We start from the raw sequence: 14,334 nt of genomic DNA, 5'->3' as shown, positions 1-14,334 counted from the left end.
CAGCGACGGGAGCTAGGACGCCGCCGTCCCGTCATCCATTCCAAGAAATGTCGACGGCTGTCCTGGGTCTGGCCAGCCGAGCGCAAGGCTCGCCTCCAACCGTGCCCTGCCTTCGGTTTCGACATTGCGATGTCGAGTGGGGAGGCAGCGAGCGGCCTGCGCGCCATGGCGCGTCTCGTTCGGTCTGGTACGCGACCGGGTGCTCAGCGCTGGTTTGGAACGGCTAACAAGGCGCCATGGGCCACCTCGGGCCCGCCTTGGTTGCGTGCAGCCTGAACGCCACCTCGGTCCGGTTCCGAGCCTGCAGCTTCTTCATAATGCCGCGGATGTGCACCTTTACCGTGCTTTCGGAGAGGTTCAGCTCATAGGCGATGACCTTGTTCGGTTTCCCACGGCAGATGCCGTCGGCGATCGCCGCCTGCCGCGCGGTCAGACCGAACACGCTCCTGGCATCCGGCGGAAGCTGCCGCGGTGCGCCGCTCGTGTCGAGGAGCGCGCTGGCCGGCACGAACACGCCGCCGGCGATCGCCAACGACAGTGCTCCGATCGCGACGCCGAGGCTGGCGGTGGTCGGGATGCAGCCACGCACGCCATGGGACAGGAATTCGATGATCTGATAAGGATCCTCGATATCGCCCATCACGAGCACAGGGATCTGTGGATACTCCCGCGCCAGGCATCGCAGGTCTGCAGCCAGATCCGGATTGTCGCTGCCGATTCCACCGATCCCGAGCAGGATTGCCGATGTGCTGTGCCGGTTTTCGTCGATCAGCCATTCGCCGATTTCGGCGTATGTCCGGCTGTTGAAGCCCCCATTTGCTGTCGCAAGGGCGGTCGTGAGTACCTCCCTGCCAAGAGCACGGCGATCGACGATCGCAATCAATGAGGTGTCGGGACCATCCTTCGCGACGGCCTGGGTGCTCGATTCGTCGGTTGGTGCAAGAGCGCACTTGGTTTCCGCCTCGTATGGCGGCGTCCACTCCGCAATAGCGGCAGATCTGTTGAGATTGTGAGCTTTTTGTTTGTACGCAAGCATTAGCCTCTCCTGTTCTGGCTGAAGGTCCGCCTCAGCAAGTCGCTCAATCGAACTTACGGCATTTCCGTAAAATGGAAGAAGGTATGCGAAATAAAACAATGAATGGTACGACGATATCTGTTCGGTGATGATAATTATCACAAGCATTCGCATTGCATCTGGCCGCGCACACCCAAGATCACATTTTCAACGGCGGCCTAGACAAAGGTCGGACAATACACGCCTCTCGCGCGGCGACAAGTTGCTAATCTGCTAATCGACTGCTGATCGTTATTCGTCAGTTGTGGCTCTTTTATTGGCGGTCCACTCACAACAACATTGAGTAAGGTAAGACTCAACCTCCGCACGCCGTCAAGCGGGAATCATAACAATTTAGGTAAATCCGGCAGATCGGCGCACGGGTGCACGGTCGGTGCCACCCCGGCCCGGAGAGGATCCGCATCCGCGCATCGAGGCCGCGAGTACCGGCGTCTGGGTGCGGTCACCGCCACCGGTGGCGTCGCAGCCCCTCTGAAGGCTTCGGAACGCCGGCCCCGCTCCCGGCCTCATCTCCCGCGCAAGGGCCGGCATCCGAAGCCCTAAACATATGCGGTCACCGCGTTGTCGCCGCAGCGACACCGGACATTGCCCGCACCTGCGACATCCGGTCCTTCCGGCCCAGCCCAACCCGATGATGATCCCCGAGACCTGCCATCGGACTCGACCCTCCGATCGGACATGGCCGGCCTCGATCGATCGCAGCATTTCCTGCGGCTCTGTTCTCATCGGCTCTGACCCAAGGCGCGTCGGAGCCGGAGTGCAAGGATAGCCTCGGCAGCGACATCGCGCTTCGGCACGCGATGGGATGTCGGCTTAGGTGTAACGATGGAGTCGACACCGGACTGTGATGCGCGGGCTGTGACGCGCCATAGATCGGGATAGGGGGACGCCTCACGGCGCCGCCCCTCCCACACCACCGGGCATACGGGTCACGTACCACGGCGGTTCGACCGGATTAAGCTTGGACAGAGACATAGAGGCGGGGGAGACCGAGCGACTCGATGTGGTGGTTGCGCAGGGCCTGTTGGACCGCCGGGTGTCCTGACATGCGCCAGAATCCCGTCGGCGAACCGGCGGCAACCGCGGCACGGAGCTTTGGTACGCCACGACGGCGCAGCTCTTTGTAGCGGTTGTGCCCGTTCCCCCATTGCCGCCAAAGATACGAGCGCAGTCGTCGGCGGATCCACGCTTCCAAGTTCGTAAGCACCCGGGGGGTCTGGCAGAAGCCGAAGTAGCCGCGCCATCCGATGAGGTATGGCTTCAGCTCTTTGATCAGCTGCGCCAGACTGATGCCCCGTGTCCGGCGTGTCATGTCCCGGATCAGCGTCTCGAATTTGTCGAGGGCCTTCGGCGCAATGCGCCGCTCGCCCCCGTCATTCGAGATGCTGAATCCAAGGAACTTCCGCTCCTCCGGACGCGCCACCGCGCTCTTCGCCGCGTTGACCTTCAGCCGTAGCTTCTTGGTCAGGAACCGGCTGACGGAGGCCATGACCCGTTCGCCGGCGCGGCGGCTGCGGACATAGATGTTGCAGTCGTCCGCGTAGCGGCAGAAGCGGAGCCCCCTTCGGGCCAGTTCCCTGTCGAGGTCGTCGAGCAGGAGATTGCTTAGGAGGGGCGAGAGCGGGCCCCCTTGCGGGGTCCCCTCGTCCACTGGACGGACCAGGCCGTTCTCCATCACCCCCGCATTGAGGAATGCGCGGATGAGTTTGAGCACACGCTTATCGTGCACCCTCGCGGCAACGCGCGCCATCAGGTTGTCGTGATTGACTCGGTCGAAGAATTTTTCGAGATCGATGTCAACCACATAGCAGTAGCCCTCGGCAACGTAGCGTTGCGCTTGGGCTACAGCCTGATGGGCGGAGCGTCCCGGGCGGAAGCCGTAGCTGTGCTCGGAGAACGTCGGGTCCCACTGCTCCTGGAGAACCTGCAGCAAGGCTTGCTGGATCAGTCTGTCGACGACGCAAGGCACGCCGAGCTTTCTGACCCCGCCGTCCGGCTTGGGGATTTCGACCCGCTTGACCGGCTGCGGCTGGTAGGTTCCCTCAAGCAATTGGGACCGGATGTCTGGCCAATGCTTACGCAGGTAGTCCTTGGCATCGTCGATGGTCATCCCATCCACGCCCAGACTACCTTTGTTGCTTCGAACGCGTTTCCACGCTGTTTCCAGATTCTCCCGGTTACACACCGTCTCCATGAGGTGTTCTGTCCAGGCCGGGCTTTCGGGTGCCGACTTCGCCACGGATGGTTCGGCCCCTTCGTGGCCGCTGACCGGGGGTTCACCCCTGCCCATCGGTTCGAGGGCCAGTACGCACTGGGTCTTCTGCCGCTTTCCATTCATGAGTTGTCGGTCCTACTTGCCACTTCCCATCGTTCGGGCCTTCGGTGATCGTTCCCGGCTCGGCCTATCCGTTGCTCCGCCTTTCGGCTTTGGAGTGCCTCACCAGCCTTGCCGACAGCATCACCTACCACGCCCTCTGCTGACTCCTGCGTCACGGTCAGGTCATCTTGCGATTCCCTCAGTTCCGAGATCGGAACATGATGCAGGCCTCCCCAGGTAAGCTCGATCGCCTTCCCCGCACCCCTGCCGGATCTACAGCCCTGTCCCTTGATGGATATGGACTTCGCGGCTAGTCGCCCGCTCGTCCGGCCAGGGATGCCTCCTATCCGGTTTCTGTTCGTCAGGTCGCGGTTTGCTCCACGCTTCCTTCAGACACCACCTCGCGATGATGCCCTTGCGCTTCACTAGGCCTTCACCTCCATCAGGTTGGCCAGGGGACTTGCACCCCCAGGCGGTCGAACATGCTGGGCACACGACTAAGCCGCTCCGCGGCATAGGAGGGCGGCGCTGTTGAGCCGGTCTGGGCCACGATCGCGGGTGTCTGAAGCAGGGGTCCACTCCCTGCAGACAGGAGGCTTCCGTGATCTCTGCACCCGTCGCCTCGCTGCGCCAGCGGATGATCGAGGACATGAGGATCCGCCGTTCGGGCCCAAGACCCAGCACGACCATGTCCGGGTGGTGCCCGACTTCGCCCGGTTCCTGGGCCGGTCGCCGGACCGGCCGAGCCGGAGGATCGCGTCGGTACCAGCTGCATCTGGCCGCCAGGGCGCCTCACCCGGCAAGATGAACCTTGCGGTGTCGCCGCTCCGAGGGTCGCTACAAGAGTAGGAGCGTAGGCGTCCGGAGTCCACGAACAAACCGGCAAACCTCATGCGATTTCCGCGGAGGAGGTCATGCTGCGGCCGGGACGTTGGTCGCCGTTCTGCGCAGGGGACGAAAGGCGCCGCTGGGGGGAGATCCTGGCGCACTGAGACAGCCCGAAGGAACATCCTCGACGGCGGGTGGATGACGGACGCTGCGGCACCGCTTGGGCCATCTGACCGTTGACTGCCTGAATATCCTTGAGAAGAGGCGATCGATAGGGTGCCGCGCTACTATTTTGAGCTCGCGGATGGTGGTCGTGAGTCTGATGACCGCGGCACGGAATTGCCCGACCACGATGCCGCCAGACTGGCCGCCATTGTGTTCGCAGGTGAGTACATCTCAGACCATCCGGAAGTGGTCGTCGACCACCGATCTCTGAGGGTGCTGGTGACCGGCGAGGCAGGCGTCGAACGCCTCGCGGTAGCCATCACCGTCGCAAGCGCCGGATCGCCACAGTCAGGCAGAGACGGCGGGGCAAAAACCTCGATTCACCGTCCGGAATAGGCAATTCCAGTATCGCGTCGGAGGAATTCCCGCGCTCGGCCGAGCCGCGATCTTACCGTTCCAATTGGAATGGCGTGGGTAAGCGCCGCTTCCTCGTAGGACTCGCCGTCGATCGCGACTGACTGCACCAAGTCCCGATGATGTGGCTCCAGGCGCTCTATCGCAATCCCGAGCCGCGCTAGGTCCAGGCTGTGCTCCTGACTGGGCATCATTGGCCGATCGAAATCCTCGATCGGTGCCGTCACGTACCGCTTTCGCTGCTCGAACTGCGACAGAAACACGCGCTTCATTACGACGCAAAGCCAGCCGGCGATGTTGGTGCCGGGCTGCCAGAGATGGAACTTGGTGTAAGCACGCAGAAGGGTGTCCTGGAGCAGATCCTCGGCATCAGCGCTGTTGCGGGTAAGGAACCGAGCATACCGGCCGAGCTCCGCCAGGACCGGTGCCACTGTCGCGGTATATTCCGTACGGCTGACAAACACATGATCGGCCATCTATTCCACCTTCCCAAATAATAAAAAGGACGAGATCGAAGCGAGGCGAAGCGAAGTGATGAATTACCGCGGCAGTGATGAACTAACCGTGGCTGGCCGGCAGCGTTCCCCGCTCCAACGAGGCGGAGCGGCAATAGTTTTCCCTTGATCATCTGTCTGGAGCGACGGTGGCTATTGACCGTGTTCCTGCTTTTGCGGAGCGACACAAAGCCGCGTTGCGGCAACCGTCGAATTGGTTGGCTTCAGCTCTCGCTGAAGGAGAGGCGCGCGAACGCGGCTGGCGGAGCGAAGCGCAAAAGGTTCCTGAGGTCTCACGGGGTTGAGCCGCGGGGGTGGGGTTCGGGCTGCGTCATGCAACCGTCTCCCGTCTGAGGGTTCATACTTGATCAGGCCGGCGCGGCGTTTCTCGCGCAGCCGGCGCCTGTCGCCGCGGATCGCAGGACGTGGCTGTGGTGCAGCCGGTCGAGGATGGCAGTGGCCAAAACCGGGTCGGGGAAGACCTCGCCCCATTCACCGACGGAGCGGTTCGAGGTGATCAGCAGACTGCCGCGCTTGTAGCGGCGGGAGACGAGCTGGAGAACAGGTGCCCGGAGTTGGGCTCGAAGGGCAGATAGCCGAGCTCGATGATCAGCAGCTTGTGCTGCCGCAGCCGAAGCCGCAGGAGATCCTGACGGCGCCGCAGAACCAGACGCCGGTGGATGACCCAAGGCGATCCCCTCGGCGTCGCTCGCGGCCCCGGCTCAGGGCCCGATAGCCTCACGCAGGGCCGCCAGGAGCGGTGTTCGTCGAGCGGCTTGCCGATGTTGTGTACTCCCGCCAGAGCCTCTCCCCCAACAAGCTCCGGCCGGTCATAGGCGCTCGCCACGATGAAGGGCACGTTTCGCTCTCGTAGACAGGCGATACCGCTCCGTCCTGCAGGGTGACATCGAGAACCGCAACGGCCGGCTGCTCGGCTTGTAAGAGGCGCAGAGCCTCAGCGACAGTGGCAGCGGGTCCAATGACGGTCCAACCATGCCGGCTCAGGATCAGATCGAGATCCATGGCGATGAGGAACTCGTCCTCGACGATGAGAACTGCTCTCGCCACAGCCACAAGCTCACCTGGATCTCAGATCACGGCATTGGAACCACAATCTCCAAGCTTAAACCGGAAGGCAGGTATTCGAGTTCCACTCGACCACCGAGCTCGCGCGTAGCGACGAAATCGATGAGACGGGTGCCGAAGCCGGCGGTGGCCGGCGGCGTCACCGGGGGCCCGCCGCGTTCCTGCCAGCGAAGCCCGAGCTTCGGAGCGCTGTCTTTGGACACATCCCAGAGGATCCGGACTTGGCCCTCGGGCGCCGAAAGGGCGCCGTGCTTCACGGCGTTGGTTGCGAGCTCGTGCAGGATCAGGCCAATGGGCACAATCTGAACCTGTGCGAGCGTAACGGCCGGGCCGGGTTCAACGATGATTTTCTTCTCACCGGCGGCGTAGGGCGCGACGGTCTTCTCGATCAGTGTGCGCAGCCCGATCTCACCGGGCTGGCCGAACGCCAGATCATGAGCGGTCACGAGCGCCTTGAACCTGCCAAGGAAGTCGTCCCGATACTCCACTCCGGAACGGCCCTCTGCCACGGTCTGTCGCGCCATCGCCTGGACCATGGCGAGCAGGTTCTTGATCCGATGCCGCAGCTCGCCGACAAGCATGTCGGACTCGGCTTCGCGCTGCCGGCTCAGCGTGGCATCGACAATTGACACCAGCATGCTCTGGCTGGACCTGTCGGGCTGGAATAGCCGATGAGCGGAAACGAGCATCGTGCGCCGGCCGATGTTCGGGTCGTGCACGACTTCATAATCGATGACCGCCATGCTCTTGGTGATGACGTTTTCGAGCAGATGGCGCAGATCGGGAATGTCCCACTGGCCATCGCCCAGATCGTAGATCGGCCGGCCAAGGGTCTCGTCCTGGGCCACCTGGAAGGTGTCATAGAAGCTTCGGCTGACGGATTCGACGCAGTGATGGTTGTCGAGAACGAGCAGTGGCTCGGGAATGGTATCGACAATGCTCTGCGCCTGAATGTGCGCATTGCGCATCAGGCGGTAGATGTCCACGAGATTCATCAGCCTTCCCCGTCCTCCCGATCGGAGCGGTTCGGGCCAATCAAGGCTCAGCCGCTGGTGAGAGAATGCTCTTCATTTGCGCTAAGAGCTAGACAGGGAGGTGTGTTCCCAGGGGCGCTGTCAACCATGCAGCGGAGTTGTGCAATGCCGGCCGCATCAGGCTGAGCCGATGCCAGCGACGAGTGCCGCTGGCTTGATGAGCCGCCAGCCACTCCGGACTTCCGCTTTCCGCCCAGTTGCCGCCGGATAGGCCGAACTGCGGGTGCTGGAAGCAGCTGTCGCCTCGGTGCTGAATAACCGGTCTGACCCGATCCGACCCGAAGCGATCCTCTCCGCTTCGGGGCGATTGGATCGCCGGAAATGTCCGCTTCCGGGAAGCCAGGAGGGCCGGCGACCGTCCGCAAAGAGCCGATCGCGGAAGGGAACCGAGCGCCTATCGGCCCTGCAACAGCTTGCCCGTAAAATTCCCAGTCCATAGACTCGAGTGCCGCCGATAGATCCGGGCCGCGCTGTAGCTCTTCCAGCGCCCGTGCTCCATCGCCTGTTCGAAGGGCACGCCGAGCCGGTCCGCCGCGGTCATCATCCCGGCGCGCAGGCTGTGCGCCGAAAACTCTCCCGCCTCGACCCCGGTGCGGATCAGCACCCGCTTGACCAGGCGTGCGATCGTCGCCGGGTCGACCGGCAGCAGGCGGCCGTCAGCGCCGGGCATCAGGTTGCCGCCGCGGTCGAGCCGACCGAACAGGGCGCCCGCGGTTTCGCCACGGACTTCGAGCCAGCGGCGCAGCGCGGACACGGCGCAGAGCGGCGAGCCGGGCACCGCCTCGATGCCAACCTCGGCGCCGTGGCGCTCTTGGTCGGCCGTGGAGCGGCCGACGAACAACACCAGGCCCTCGGCAGTGAAGCTAACGTCCCGCAAGCCGAGGGCGGCGAGCTCGGAGCGGCGGAAGCCGCCGGCGAATCCAGTCAGCAGCAGCGCCATGTCCCGCCGGGCCCGGCGTCCCTCCCCTGCCCTGACGGCGAGGTTGGTGCCGGCCAGGTCGGAATGCGCGCCCGGGGTCAGCACCAGGGCGGCGGCGCGTAGGTTCGGCTCTAGCACGGCCGCCTTGCACACCGGCCGGGCGCCCTTGGTGCGGCGCAGGCCCTTCAGGAACGCCTCGAACTCGGCGTCAATCGTGCCGTAGCGGCCGCTTCAGCCGCTTGCGGATCGGCACCACGGCGGCGCGGCGCAGCGTCGGCCGCGGCCTCGGGGTTCTCCCCGGTTGGATCAAGGCCGAAGCCAAGGCACCAGTCGCTCCAGGCGTGCCAGCCCTTGCCGTAGGCGATCCGCGTGTTCTCGGAAAAGCGAGGCTTCGACCAGCCGGCCGGCCTGCTGCGCGAGCGCCTTGATTTCGCCGATCTTCGCCTGGCTCAGGGCAACCGGCCCCGCCGGTGGTGTCCATGGCAACGCCGCGGGCATCGGCGTGGCGGCGTCCTCGATCCAGTCGGTCATGGCTGGACCGTCGCGCGCAGCCGCGCCAGCGCGGCCGCCTCCTCCTGCCGGATCCGCGTGATGGCGGCGGCGACCGCCGCCGGCGCGCCGTCGGCCAGCGCCCGGCGGAGGCGGTCATCCTCGGCATGGTCTATTCGGGCGTCGGATTTGGAACCGACCCGCCGTCCAGCGGTGTTGGCAGGCGGCGCCGCCATCGAATTCGAGCTGCGTTCGGGCGCGAACTGCCCAAGCCTACCTGACATATGGTGATCTTCCATGATCAAGCTTCTTTCCGGTTGTGCCCTCGTCGTCACTCTGTCGAGCTGCACTGGCCAGGCTCCACTCTCGGCACCGCCCGACCCAGCCGTGGCTGAGAGGGTCCGCACGGCATTGGGAAACGACATCTGCGCCGACCGACTCGCCAGTGCTCTGACGGCGCATCACCTCACTGCCAGCGGCATCTCCCGTATCGAACTGGCCCCGGTGCTGCCCGGCTACCCGACAGAGTATAGCTTAGCGCTCCGCCAGATGTGGGTCCGGCCGGCCGGCCAGCCCGGCGCGATCGTGGTGCAATACGACCCACGGGGCTGTCGGATTGCGCAGGTCTATGCCCGGGACGGGGCTACGCTGCCGACCGCCTGACGCCGTCGGCCAGGACCAGCTTCGCTCCGTTGCCGATCCGGACGCCATGGCCTTCCCGGAGCCTGCACGCGACCTTCGCCGGGAGATGCCGACTGACTGTCGTCAACTGTCGAGGCTCGCCCTGTGAGCGCCGTGCTCGGCAATCAGCCGCGCCGGTTTTCCCCGGATCGACAGCTCATCGACCTCGATGCGGTCCCATCCCTCCGGCAGCACGACAGGGCGCTCCGCCCAATCGGCGGGTTCGGCGGCGGACGGGCGCAGGCCGGTGAAGCCGAGCAGGAGGCTGATCAGAAAGCCACCGATATTCGCTAGGAAGGGACTCGCCCTCGGCTGGTCCGGGAAGACGTCGGGCCGGTATTCGAGCGTCTGCATGACGGGGCCGGTGCAGAAGCGGCCATAGCCGTCGTCCAGGAGCTTCGCCGCGAGCGGGCGATCTCCCGTCCTGGCCGCCCAGGCGCCGAACAGGGCCGACAGCATCGGCGCCCCGACATACTGATCGGCGAGCCCGAGATAGAATCTCAGGGTCGCCTGCTCGACGGCCCGGTCCAAGGGATGGCCGATGGGGAAGATCCCCATCAGCGGATCCGGCGTGGCCCCCTTCTCCTCCGACGGCTGGAAGCCGTCATGCGAGATGACGACGTCGCCGCGCCGCGGAAGGACCAGCCCTTCGCGGATCCTGGTCCAGGCCGGGTCGAATCTGCGGCCGAGGCGGCCCGCAGCATCGATGGCGTCGTCGAGCACCTTGCGGGCGGCCATGACGGTGTAGGCCGCATTGTCGCAGGGGGATTCCCGCTCCGCGATCCCCATCGTCTGACTGATCTCGTAACCGCGGTCTGTCTTGGTCGCGCGCGAGACGAGCCAGTCGGCCACGCCGGAGAGCACGGGCCAAGCCTGGTCCTGCAGAAACCGTTCCTCACCGGTGACATTTGCGTAGAAGCTGAAGCCCAGAGCGACGTCCAGCGAGACATGGTCCTCATACCAGGAGGCCGAGCCGGGCATCGGTGCCGCCTCCTCGCCGGTCGACGGCGCGCTCTCCCACGGGAACTGGGCGCCGCGGCGGCCGACCAGCTTGGCATTGCGGTGCGCCGCCTGCAGATGCTTGGACCGATAGCCCAGCAGCGTCGCCGCCGCTTCCGGCTGGAACAGGGTGACCGGCGGGATGGCGAAGGCCTCGATGTCCCACATCACATGGCCATAGTAGTAGTGATAGTCGCGCCAGGCCGAGAGCCCGAAGATCGAGGTCGACGCCGGCGACGACGCATGCACCGATGCGTTCAGGTAATAGAACGCGGCATCGGCCATCGCCTGCCAGCGCTCATCCGCGCCGATCAGGCGGATGCGGCGGGTCCACAGCCTGGACCAGCAGGCCCGGTTGGCATCCCGGAGCGTGTCGAAGCCGTCGCGGAGCGCCTTTCCCAGCAACCGGACGGCCTGGTCGTCCGGCTGCTGGTGCAGCGTGCTGGCGACGACGCTCACGATCTGCTCTAGCCGGAAGGCTTGGCCAGCCTTGGCCTGGAAACCATACTCGGAGACGACGGTCTGGGCGTGCAGGCTCGGCTTGTCCGGCTCGGTGTGCGCCCCGTGCAGCTTGGTGTGATATGCGATGCCGCAAGTGGCGAGCGCGCCGGCGCTCTGCCACCGCAAGGCGCCGTCGCAGGATGCCCCGTCATCGCCGGTGCCGTCCCGCTTGAGGCGGATGGGGAAGCCGTTGACGCCGCGGCCGTCGATGAGGGCACGCAGCTTGACCTCGGAGGAGCCCTCCAGGCGCAGTTGCACGGACTGGCAGGCGATGGTGGGCCGGTCCCGGCTGCAGAAGGTCAGGACGGTGGCATGGGCCCGGACGCCGTCGAGCGCGAAGACCAGCTCCGTCGTCAGCTCCGCCGCAGAAAAATCGTAGGCTTGCCGGGTCACCGTGACCTGGCTCGGCACGTCCGACATCCAGATCCCGTTGAGCGCCAGATCGACCGCGAGCGGGTAAGGTGCCGCGGCGGCCGCTTCGACGTGATGGATCGGATCCTCGCCGGAGAAGCCCGACACCATCATGACCCCGGCGCTGAGCGCGTTCGGGCGAACCCTGAGGCCCAGGAGGCCGTTCGAGAGATAGGCCGGCAGGTCGTTGCCGCCGGTGCCTTCGACCGGGGGCGGACTGATCGGTGTCGACATGCCGGTTCTAGGTCCAGTGGGCGGAATCGCCGGCGTCGATGCTGAGGGTTTCGCCGCTGATGAAGCGCGCCTCGTCGCTCAGCAGGAACAGCACGGCGGCGGTGATGTCCTCGGGCTTGACCCAGGCGATGCCCATCGGGGTCGCGTCCTTCTTGGCCTGCAGATAATCGTCCCGCGTCGGCTCCGGCTTGTCCGGCACGGCCTGGCGGTAGCGGATCGGGTTGTCCATCATCGGCGTGTCGACGGGCCCGGGCAGGATCACGTTGACGGTCACGCCGCTCTTCGCCACCTCGAGGGCCGCCGTCTTGGCCAGCCCGATCAGGCCCCATTTCGACGCGACGTAAGGCGCAGCGTTGGCTTCGGCATGCCGGCCGGATCCCGAGCCGATGACGACGACCCGTCCGCGCCCCTGGCCCGTCATCACTTGCAGGCTGGGCGAAAGCACATTGAACACCCCCTGCAGGTTGGTCCGCAGCACCAGGTCGAAGGTTTCTGGCCGGGTCTCGGTGATCGGCCCTTCGATGGTCACGGCCGCATTGGTGATGAGGTAGTCGAGGCGCCCGAGTTCCCGGGTGGCGCGGTCGACCAGAGATGCCGCCTGGGACGGCTCGCCGACATCGGCCTTCAGCGCGATGCAGCGCCGGCCGTGGGCTTCGACCCGGCGTGCCGTTTCATCGAGATTGGCGGCGGTCGCCTTCGGATAGGGGGTGCCGTCGGGCAGATCCTCCAGGATGTCGCAGAGGACTAGGTCGCAGCCTTCCCGCGCCAGCGCGACGGCGTGCGACCGGCCCATGGCGCGGGCAGCGCCGGTGATGATGGCGACACGGCCCTGGAACCGCGGCGACGTGGAGATCGGCGGAGCGGGCGACGGATCTGGAGAGGGTGACACCATGAGAGAGCCCCACTGAATGTCGCACGAAAGGCGATGGAGACGTGTCGAACCGCGTTGGATCGGCGCCTGCCGCGATCATCCGGCCGCGGAGGTCAGGTGCAACGCCAATACAGGTTGCCAGTCGATGGTTCCGGGGCGCTCCCGGCCGCCTCGTACATGCCGCCCGCTCTCTTCGGAACGCGTGTGCCCATTCCACCCGTTGAACCGGCACCACCCTCTTTCACAGGACAGACCCATGCGGCGTCATCTCCTCTCATTCGCCATCGCGATCGCCACGGCAGCGCTCGCAGGGCCCGCGAGCTTTGCTCAGACCACGGCCACGACCCCGTCGCCCGGGCAGTCGCCGACCGCCATCTACGTTCAGAAGGCAGCGGCGAGCGACCAGTTCGAGATCCAGTCGAGCACGATCGCATCGCAGAAGTCGACCAGCGCGGACGTCAAGACCTTTGCCCAGATGATGGTCGACGATCACACGAAGTCGTCCGAGAAGATCGCGGCAGCGGCGAAGGCCGACGGGGCGGCTCAGGTGCCGACCACCCTCGATCCTGCCCACAACGCACAGCTTCAGAGCCTCGAAAAGGTGTCAGGGCCGGAGTTCGATCGCCTTTACATGTATATGCAGGTCAAGGGTCACACCGACGCGCTGCAACTGCACCGGACCTACAGCGAATCCGGCGACGACGCGAAGCTGAAGGCAGTTGCGACCGAGATCGTGCCGGTCGTCAGCCATCATCTCGACGAGGCGAAGCGCATTGCTGGCGCTCTGCAGTGATCTTCAGCCCTTCGCGAGGGCACATGGAAGCAGCGAGGGGCACCAGGCCTCCATCAGGCGTCGAGGAGGAGCGAAGGCTCGCATTTGATTGATGTCCCGGGGAACCACGGCCCGAGTTGTCTGGCCGTCAGGGCCGTTGACGACCGGAACAGGCTTGAAAGGACCGATTCATGGGGCGCCATCGGGGCAGGTCGGCGCACTTCCCGTCCGGTTTGACGAGGATGGCACCCTCGAGATCTTCCTCATCACCAATCGCCGCTCGCGGAATTGGATCATCCCAAAGGCAATCCGATGAAGCGCCTGGCCCCACACCATGCCGTGGCCCGCGAGGCGTTCATCGCAAACGCAAGGCGCGGCGGCAGGTCCGCTGCCGGGTGGCCGTCCATGTGATGACGGTGGAGCGGCGCCTGGAGCGGTTCCGAAAATGGGCACGCGCGCCGTCCGTTGGTTCAAGGTCGACGAGGCGCGGAGCGCAGGTGAAGGGAGACGGTCATGCGATCGAGCACGAAATGGAGCGTGGCGCTGGGTTTCGCCCTCGGTGGCTTTTTCGACGGCATCCTTCTGCACCAGATCCTGCAATGGCATCATCTGCTCAGTCTAGTTCCGGGCATCGGCGATCTGCGGATGCAAGTACTGTGGGACGGCTATTTTCATGCGCTGATGTATGTCATTGCGGCCGTCGCAATCTGGGGTCTGTGGCGGGTGCACCTGACTGTAACTGGCCGGCCGCTGTTCGGCGCGGTCCTCATTGGCTTCGGCCTGTGGCACGTCGTCGACGCCGTGCTCGCGCACTGGGTGCTCGGCATCCACCGGATCAGGATCGACAGCGCCAGCCCTCTGGCCGCGGGGTCTTCGGCCTCCTGCCGATCGCGCTCGGCTGGACGATGCAGCGGTGCGGCGGCGAACCGAAACGGACCGGAGGTCCAGCAATCGCCCTCCTGCTCCTGGCCGGGCTGACCGGAGCTGCCGGCGCGTGGGCAATGCGCCCCCCGCCCGCTCAGTCCTTTACTACTGTCGTGCTCT

15 protein-coding genes are annotated in these 14,334 nt (G+C 65.3%); 4 read left to right on the top strand and 11 right to left on the bottom strand.

Going from position 1 to position 14,334, the window contains the following annotated elements; translation table 11 throughout:
• Nucleotides 1–223: 223 nt before the first annotated feature.
• The gene (locus QFZ27_RS07915; RefSeq protein WP_429225593.1) at nt 224–1,036 is read right to left on the bottom strand and encodes a LuxR family transcriptional regulator; all 813 of its coding nucleotides are present in this window, start codon (nt 1,034–1,036) and stop codon (nt 224–226) included.
• Nucleotides 1,037–2,030: 994 nt separating this feature from the next.
• On the bottom strand, nt 2,031–3,365 hold the full coding sequence (gene ltrA, locus QFZ27_RS07910) for a group II intron reverse transcriptase/maturase (RefSeq protein WP_429232426.1): 1,335 nt from the start codon (nt 3,363–3,365) through the stop codon (nt 2,031–2,033).
• Nucleotides 3,366–4,496: 1,131 nt separating this feature from the next.
• On the opposite strand from ltrA, the gene QFZ27_RS07905 reads away from it, so the two are divergent.
• Complete coding sequence (locus tag QFZ27_RS07905) at nt 4,497–4,781, top strand: DUF6894 family protein (protein ID WP_429225592.1); 285 nt, start codon at nt 4,497–4,499, stop codon at nt 4,779–4,781.
• Here the strand turns inward: QFZ27_RS07905 and QFZ27_RS07900 are convergent.
• From QFZ27_RS07900 to QFZ27_RS07870, 7 genes are all read right to left on the bottom strand, one after another.
• The gene (locus tag QFZ27_RS07900; RefSeq protein ID WP_429225591.1) at nt 4,766–5,275 is read right to left on the bottom strand and encodes a sigma-70 family RNA polymerase sigma factor; all 510 of its coding nucleotides are present in this window, start codon (nt 5,273–5,275) and stop codon (nt 4,766–4,768) included. The genes QFZ27_RS07905 and QFZ27_RS07900 overlap by 16 nt on opposite strands.
• 386 nt (nt 5,276–5,661) lie before the next feature.
• Nucleotides 5,662–5,811 (bottom strand): ATP-binding protein, encoded by a 150-nt coding sequence (locus QFZ27_RS07895; protein ID WP_429232425.1) that lies wholly within the window; start codon nt 5,809–5,811, stop codon nt 5,662–5,664.
• Nucleotides 5,811–6,152, bottom strand: a complete 342-nt coding sequence (locus QFZ27_RS07890; protein WP_429232541.1) for a hypothetical protein — start codon at nt 6,150–6,152, stop codon at nt 5,811–5,813. The genes QFZ27_RS07895 and QFZ27_RS07890 overlap by 1 nt, the downstream gene beginning before the upstream one ends.
• 235 nt (nt 6,153–6,387) lie before the next feature.
• A complete protein-coding gene (locus QFZ27_RS07885; protein ID WP_429225589.1) occupies nt 6,388–7,374 on the bottom strand; it encodes an HWE histidine kinase domain-containing protein in 987 nt (328 codons plus the stop codon).
• Between the two features lie 433 nt (nt 7,375–7,807).
• Nucleotides 7,808–8,470 carry a tyrosine-type recombinase/integrase gene (locus QFZ27_RS07880; protein ID WP_429225588.1) on the bottom strand — a complete coding sequence of 221 codons (663 nt, stop codon included), beginning with the start codon at nt 8,468–8,470 and terminating at the stop codon, nt 7,808–7,810.
• Between the two features lie 168 nt (nt 8,471–8,638).
• Entirely contained in the window at nt 8,639–8,863 is a 225-nt protein-coding gene (locus tag QFZ27_RS07875; RefSeq protein WP_429225587.1) for a hypothetical protein, read from the bottom strand.
• A complete protein-coding gene (locus tag QFZ27_RS07870) occupies nt 8,860–9,105 on the bottom strand; it encodes a hypothetical protein (protein WP_429225586.1) in 246 nt (81 codons plus the stop codon). Before QFZ27_RS07870 ends, QFZ27_RS07875 begins: the two co-directional genes overlap by 4 nt.
• Before the next feature lie 13 nt (nt 9,106–9,118).
• Between QFZ27_RS07870 and QFZ27_RS07865 the strand changes: the two genes are divergently transcribed.
• Complete coding sequence (locus tag QFZ27_RS07865; protein WP_429225585.1) at nt 9,119–9,484, top strand: hypothetical protein; 366 nt, start codon at nt 9,119–9,121, stop codon at nt 9,482–9,484.
• Between the two features lie 102 nt (nt 9,485–9,586).
• Here the strand turns inward: QFZ27_RS07865 and QFZ27_RS07860 are convergent, their stop codons facing one another.
• Together QFZ27_RS07860 and QFZ27_RS07855 are read right to left on the bottom strand one after the other, a co-directional pair.
• Complete coding sequence (locus QFZ27_RS07860) at nt 9,587–11,647, bottom strand: glycoside hydrolase family 65 protein (RefSeq protein WP_429225584.1); 2,061 nt, start codon at nt 11,645–11,647, stop codon at nt 9,587–9,589.
• 7 nt (nt 11,648–11,654) lie between these two features.
• Nucleotides 11,655–12,539, bottom strand: coding sequence for an SDR family oxidoreductase (locus tag QFZ27_RS07855; RefSeq protein ID WP_429225583.1), 885 nt, complete (start codon nt 12,537–12,539; stop codon nt 11,655–11,657).
• Nucleotides 12,540–12,774: 235 nt separating this feature from the next.
• Here QFZ27_RS07855 and QFZ27_RS07850 point away from each other — a divergent pair, with 235 nt between their 5' ends.
• Both QFZ27_RS07850 and QFZ27_RS07845 read left to right on the top strand, forming a co-directional pair.
• Nucleotides 12,775–13,311, top strand: a complete 537-nt coding sequence (locus QFZ27_RS07850) for a DUF4142 domain-containing protein (protein WP_429225582.1) — start codon at nt 12,775–12,777, stop codon at nt 13,309–13,311.
• Between the two features lie 492 nt (nt 13,312–13,803).
• On the top strand, nt 13,804–14,268 hold the full coding sequence (locus tag QFZ27_RS07845; RefSeq protein WP_429225580.1) for a DUF2243 domain-containing protein: 465 nt from the start codon (nt 13,804–13,806) through the stop codon (nt 14,266–14,268).
• The last annotated feature ends 66 nt before the right edge of the window (nt 14,269–14,334 follow it).

The organism is Inquilinus ginsengisoli, from assembly GCF_050434925.1.
Classification (GTDB): domain Bacteria; phylum Pseudomonadota; class Alphaproteobacteria; order DSM-16000; family Inquilinaceae; genus Inquilinus; species Inquilinus ginsengisoli_B.
This window is presented reverse-complemented; position numbering and strand designations above follow the sequence as displayed.

Excerpts from the sequence above, each read along its gene's own strand:
- QFZ27_RS07915 (WP_429225593.1), bottom strand. The coding sequence starts at position 1,036 with ATGCTTGCGTACAAACAAAAAGCTCACAATCTCAACAGATCTGCCGCT.
- ltrA (WP_429232426.1), bottom strand. The coding sequence starts at position 3,365 with ATGGGCAGGGGTGAACCCCCGGTCAGCGGCCACGAAGGGGCCGAACCA.
- QFZ27_RS07900 (WP_429225591.1), bottom strand. The coding sequence starts at position 5,275 with ATGGCCGATCATGTGTTTGTCAGCCGTACGGAATATACCGCGACAGTG.
- QFZ27_RS07885 (WP_429225589.1), bottom strand. The coding sequence starts at position 7,374 with ATGAATCTCGTGGACATCTACCGCCTGATGCGCAATGCGCACATTCAG.
- QFZ27_RS07875 (WP_429225587.1), bottom strand. The coding sequence starts at position 8,863 with ATGACCGACTGGATCGAGGACGCCGCCACGCCGATGCCCGCGGCGTTG.
- QFZ27_RS07870 (WP_429225586.1), bottom strand. The coding sequence starts at position 9,105 with ATGTCAGGTAGGCTTGGGCAGTTCGCGCCCGAACGCAGCTCGAATTCG.
- QFZ27_RS07865 (WP_429225585.1), top strand. The coding sequence starts at position 9,119 with ATGATCAAGCTTCTTTCCGGTTGTGCCCTCGTCGTCACTCTGTCGAGC.
- QFZ27_RS07860 (WP_429225584.1), bottom strand. The coding sequence starts at position 11,647 with ATGTCGACACCGATCAGTCCGCCCCCGGTCGAAGGCACCGGCGGCAAC.
- QFZ27_RS07855 (WP_429225583.1), bottom strand. The coding sequence starts at position 12,539 with ATGGTGTCACCCTCTCCAGATCCGTCGCCCGCTCCGCCGATCTCCACG.
- QFZ27_RS07850 (WP_429225582.1), top strand. The coding sequence starts at position 12,775 with ATGCGGCGTCATCTCCTCTCATTCGCCATCGCGATCGCCACGGCAGCG.
- QFZ27_RS07845 (WP_429225580.1), top strand. The coding sequence starts at position 13,804 with ATGCGATCGAGCACGAAATGGAGCGTGGCGCTGGGTTTCGCCCTCGGT.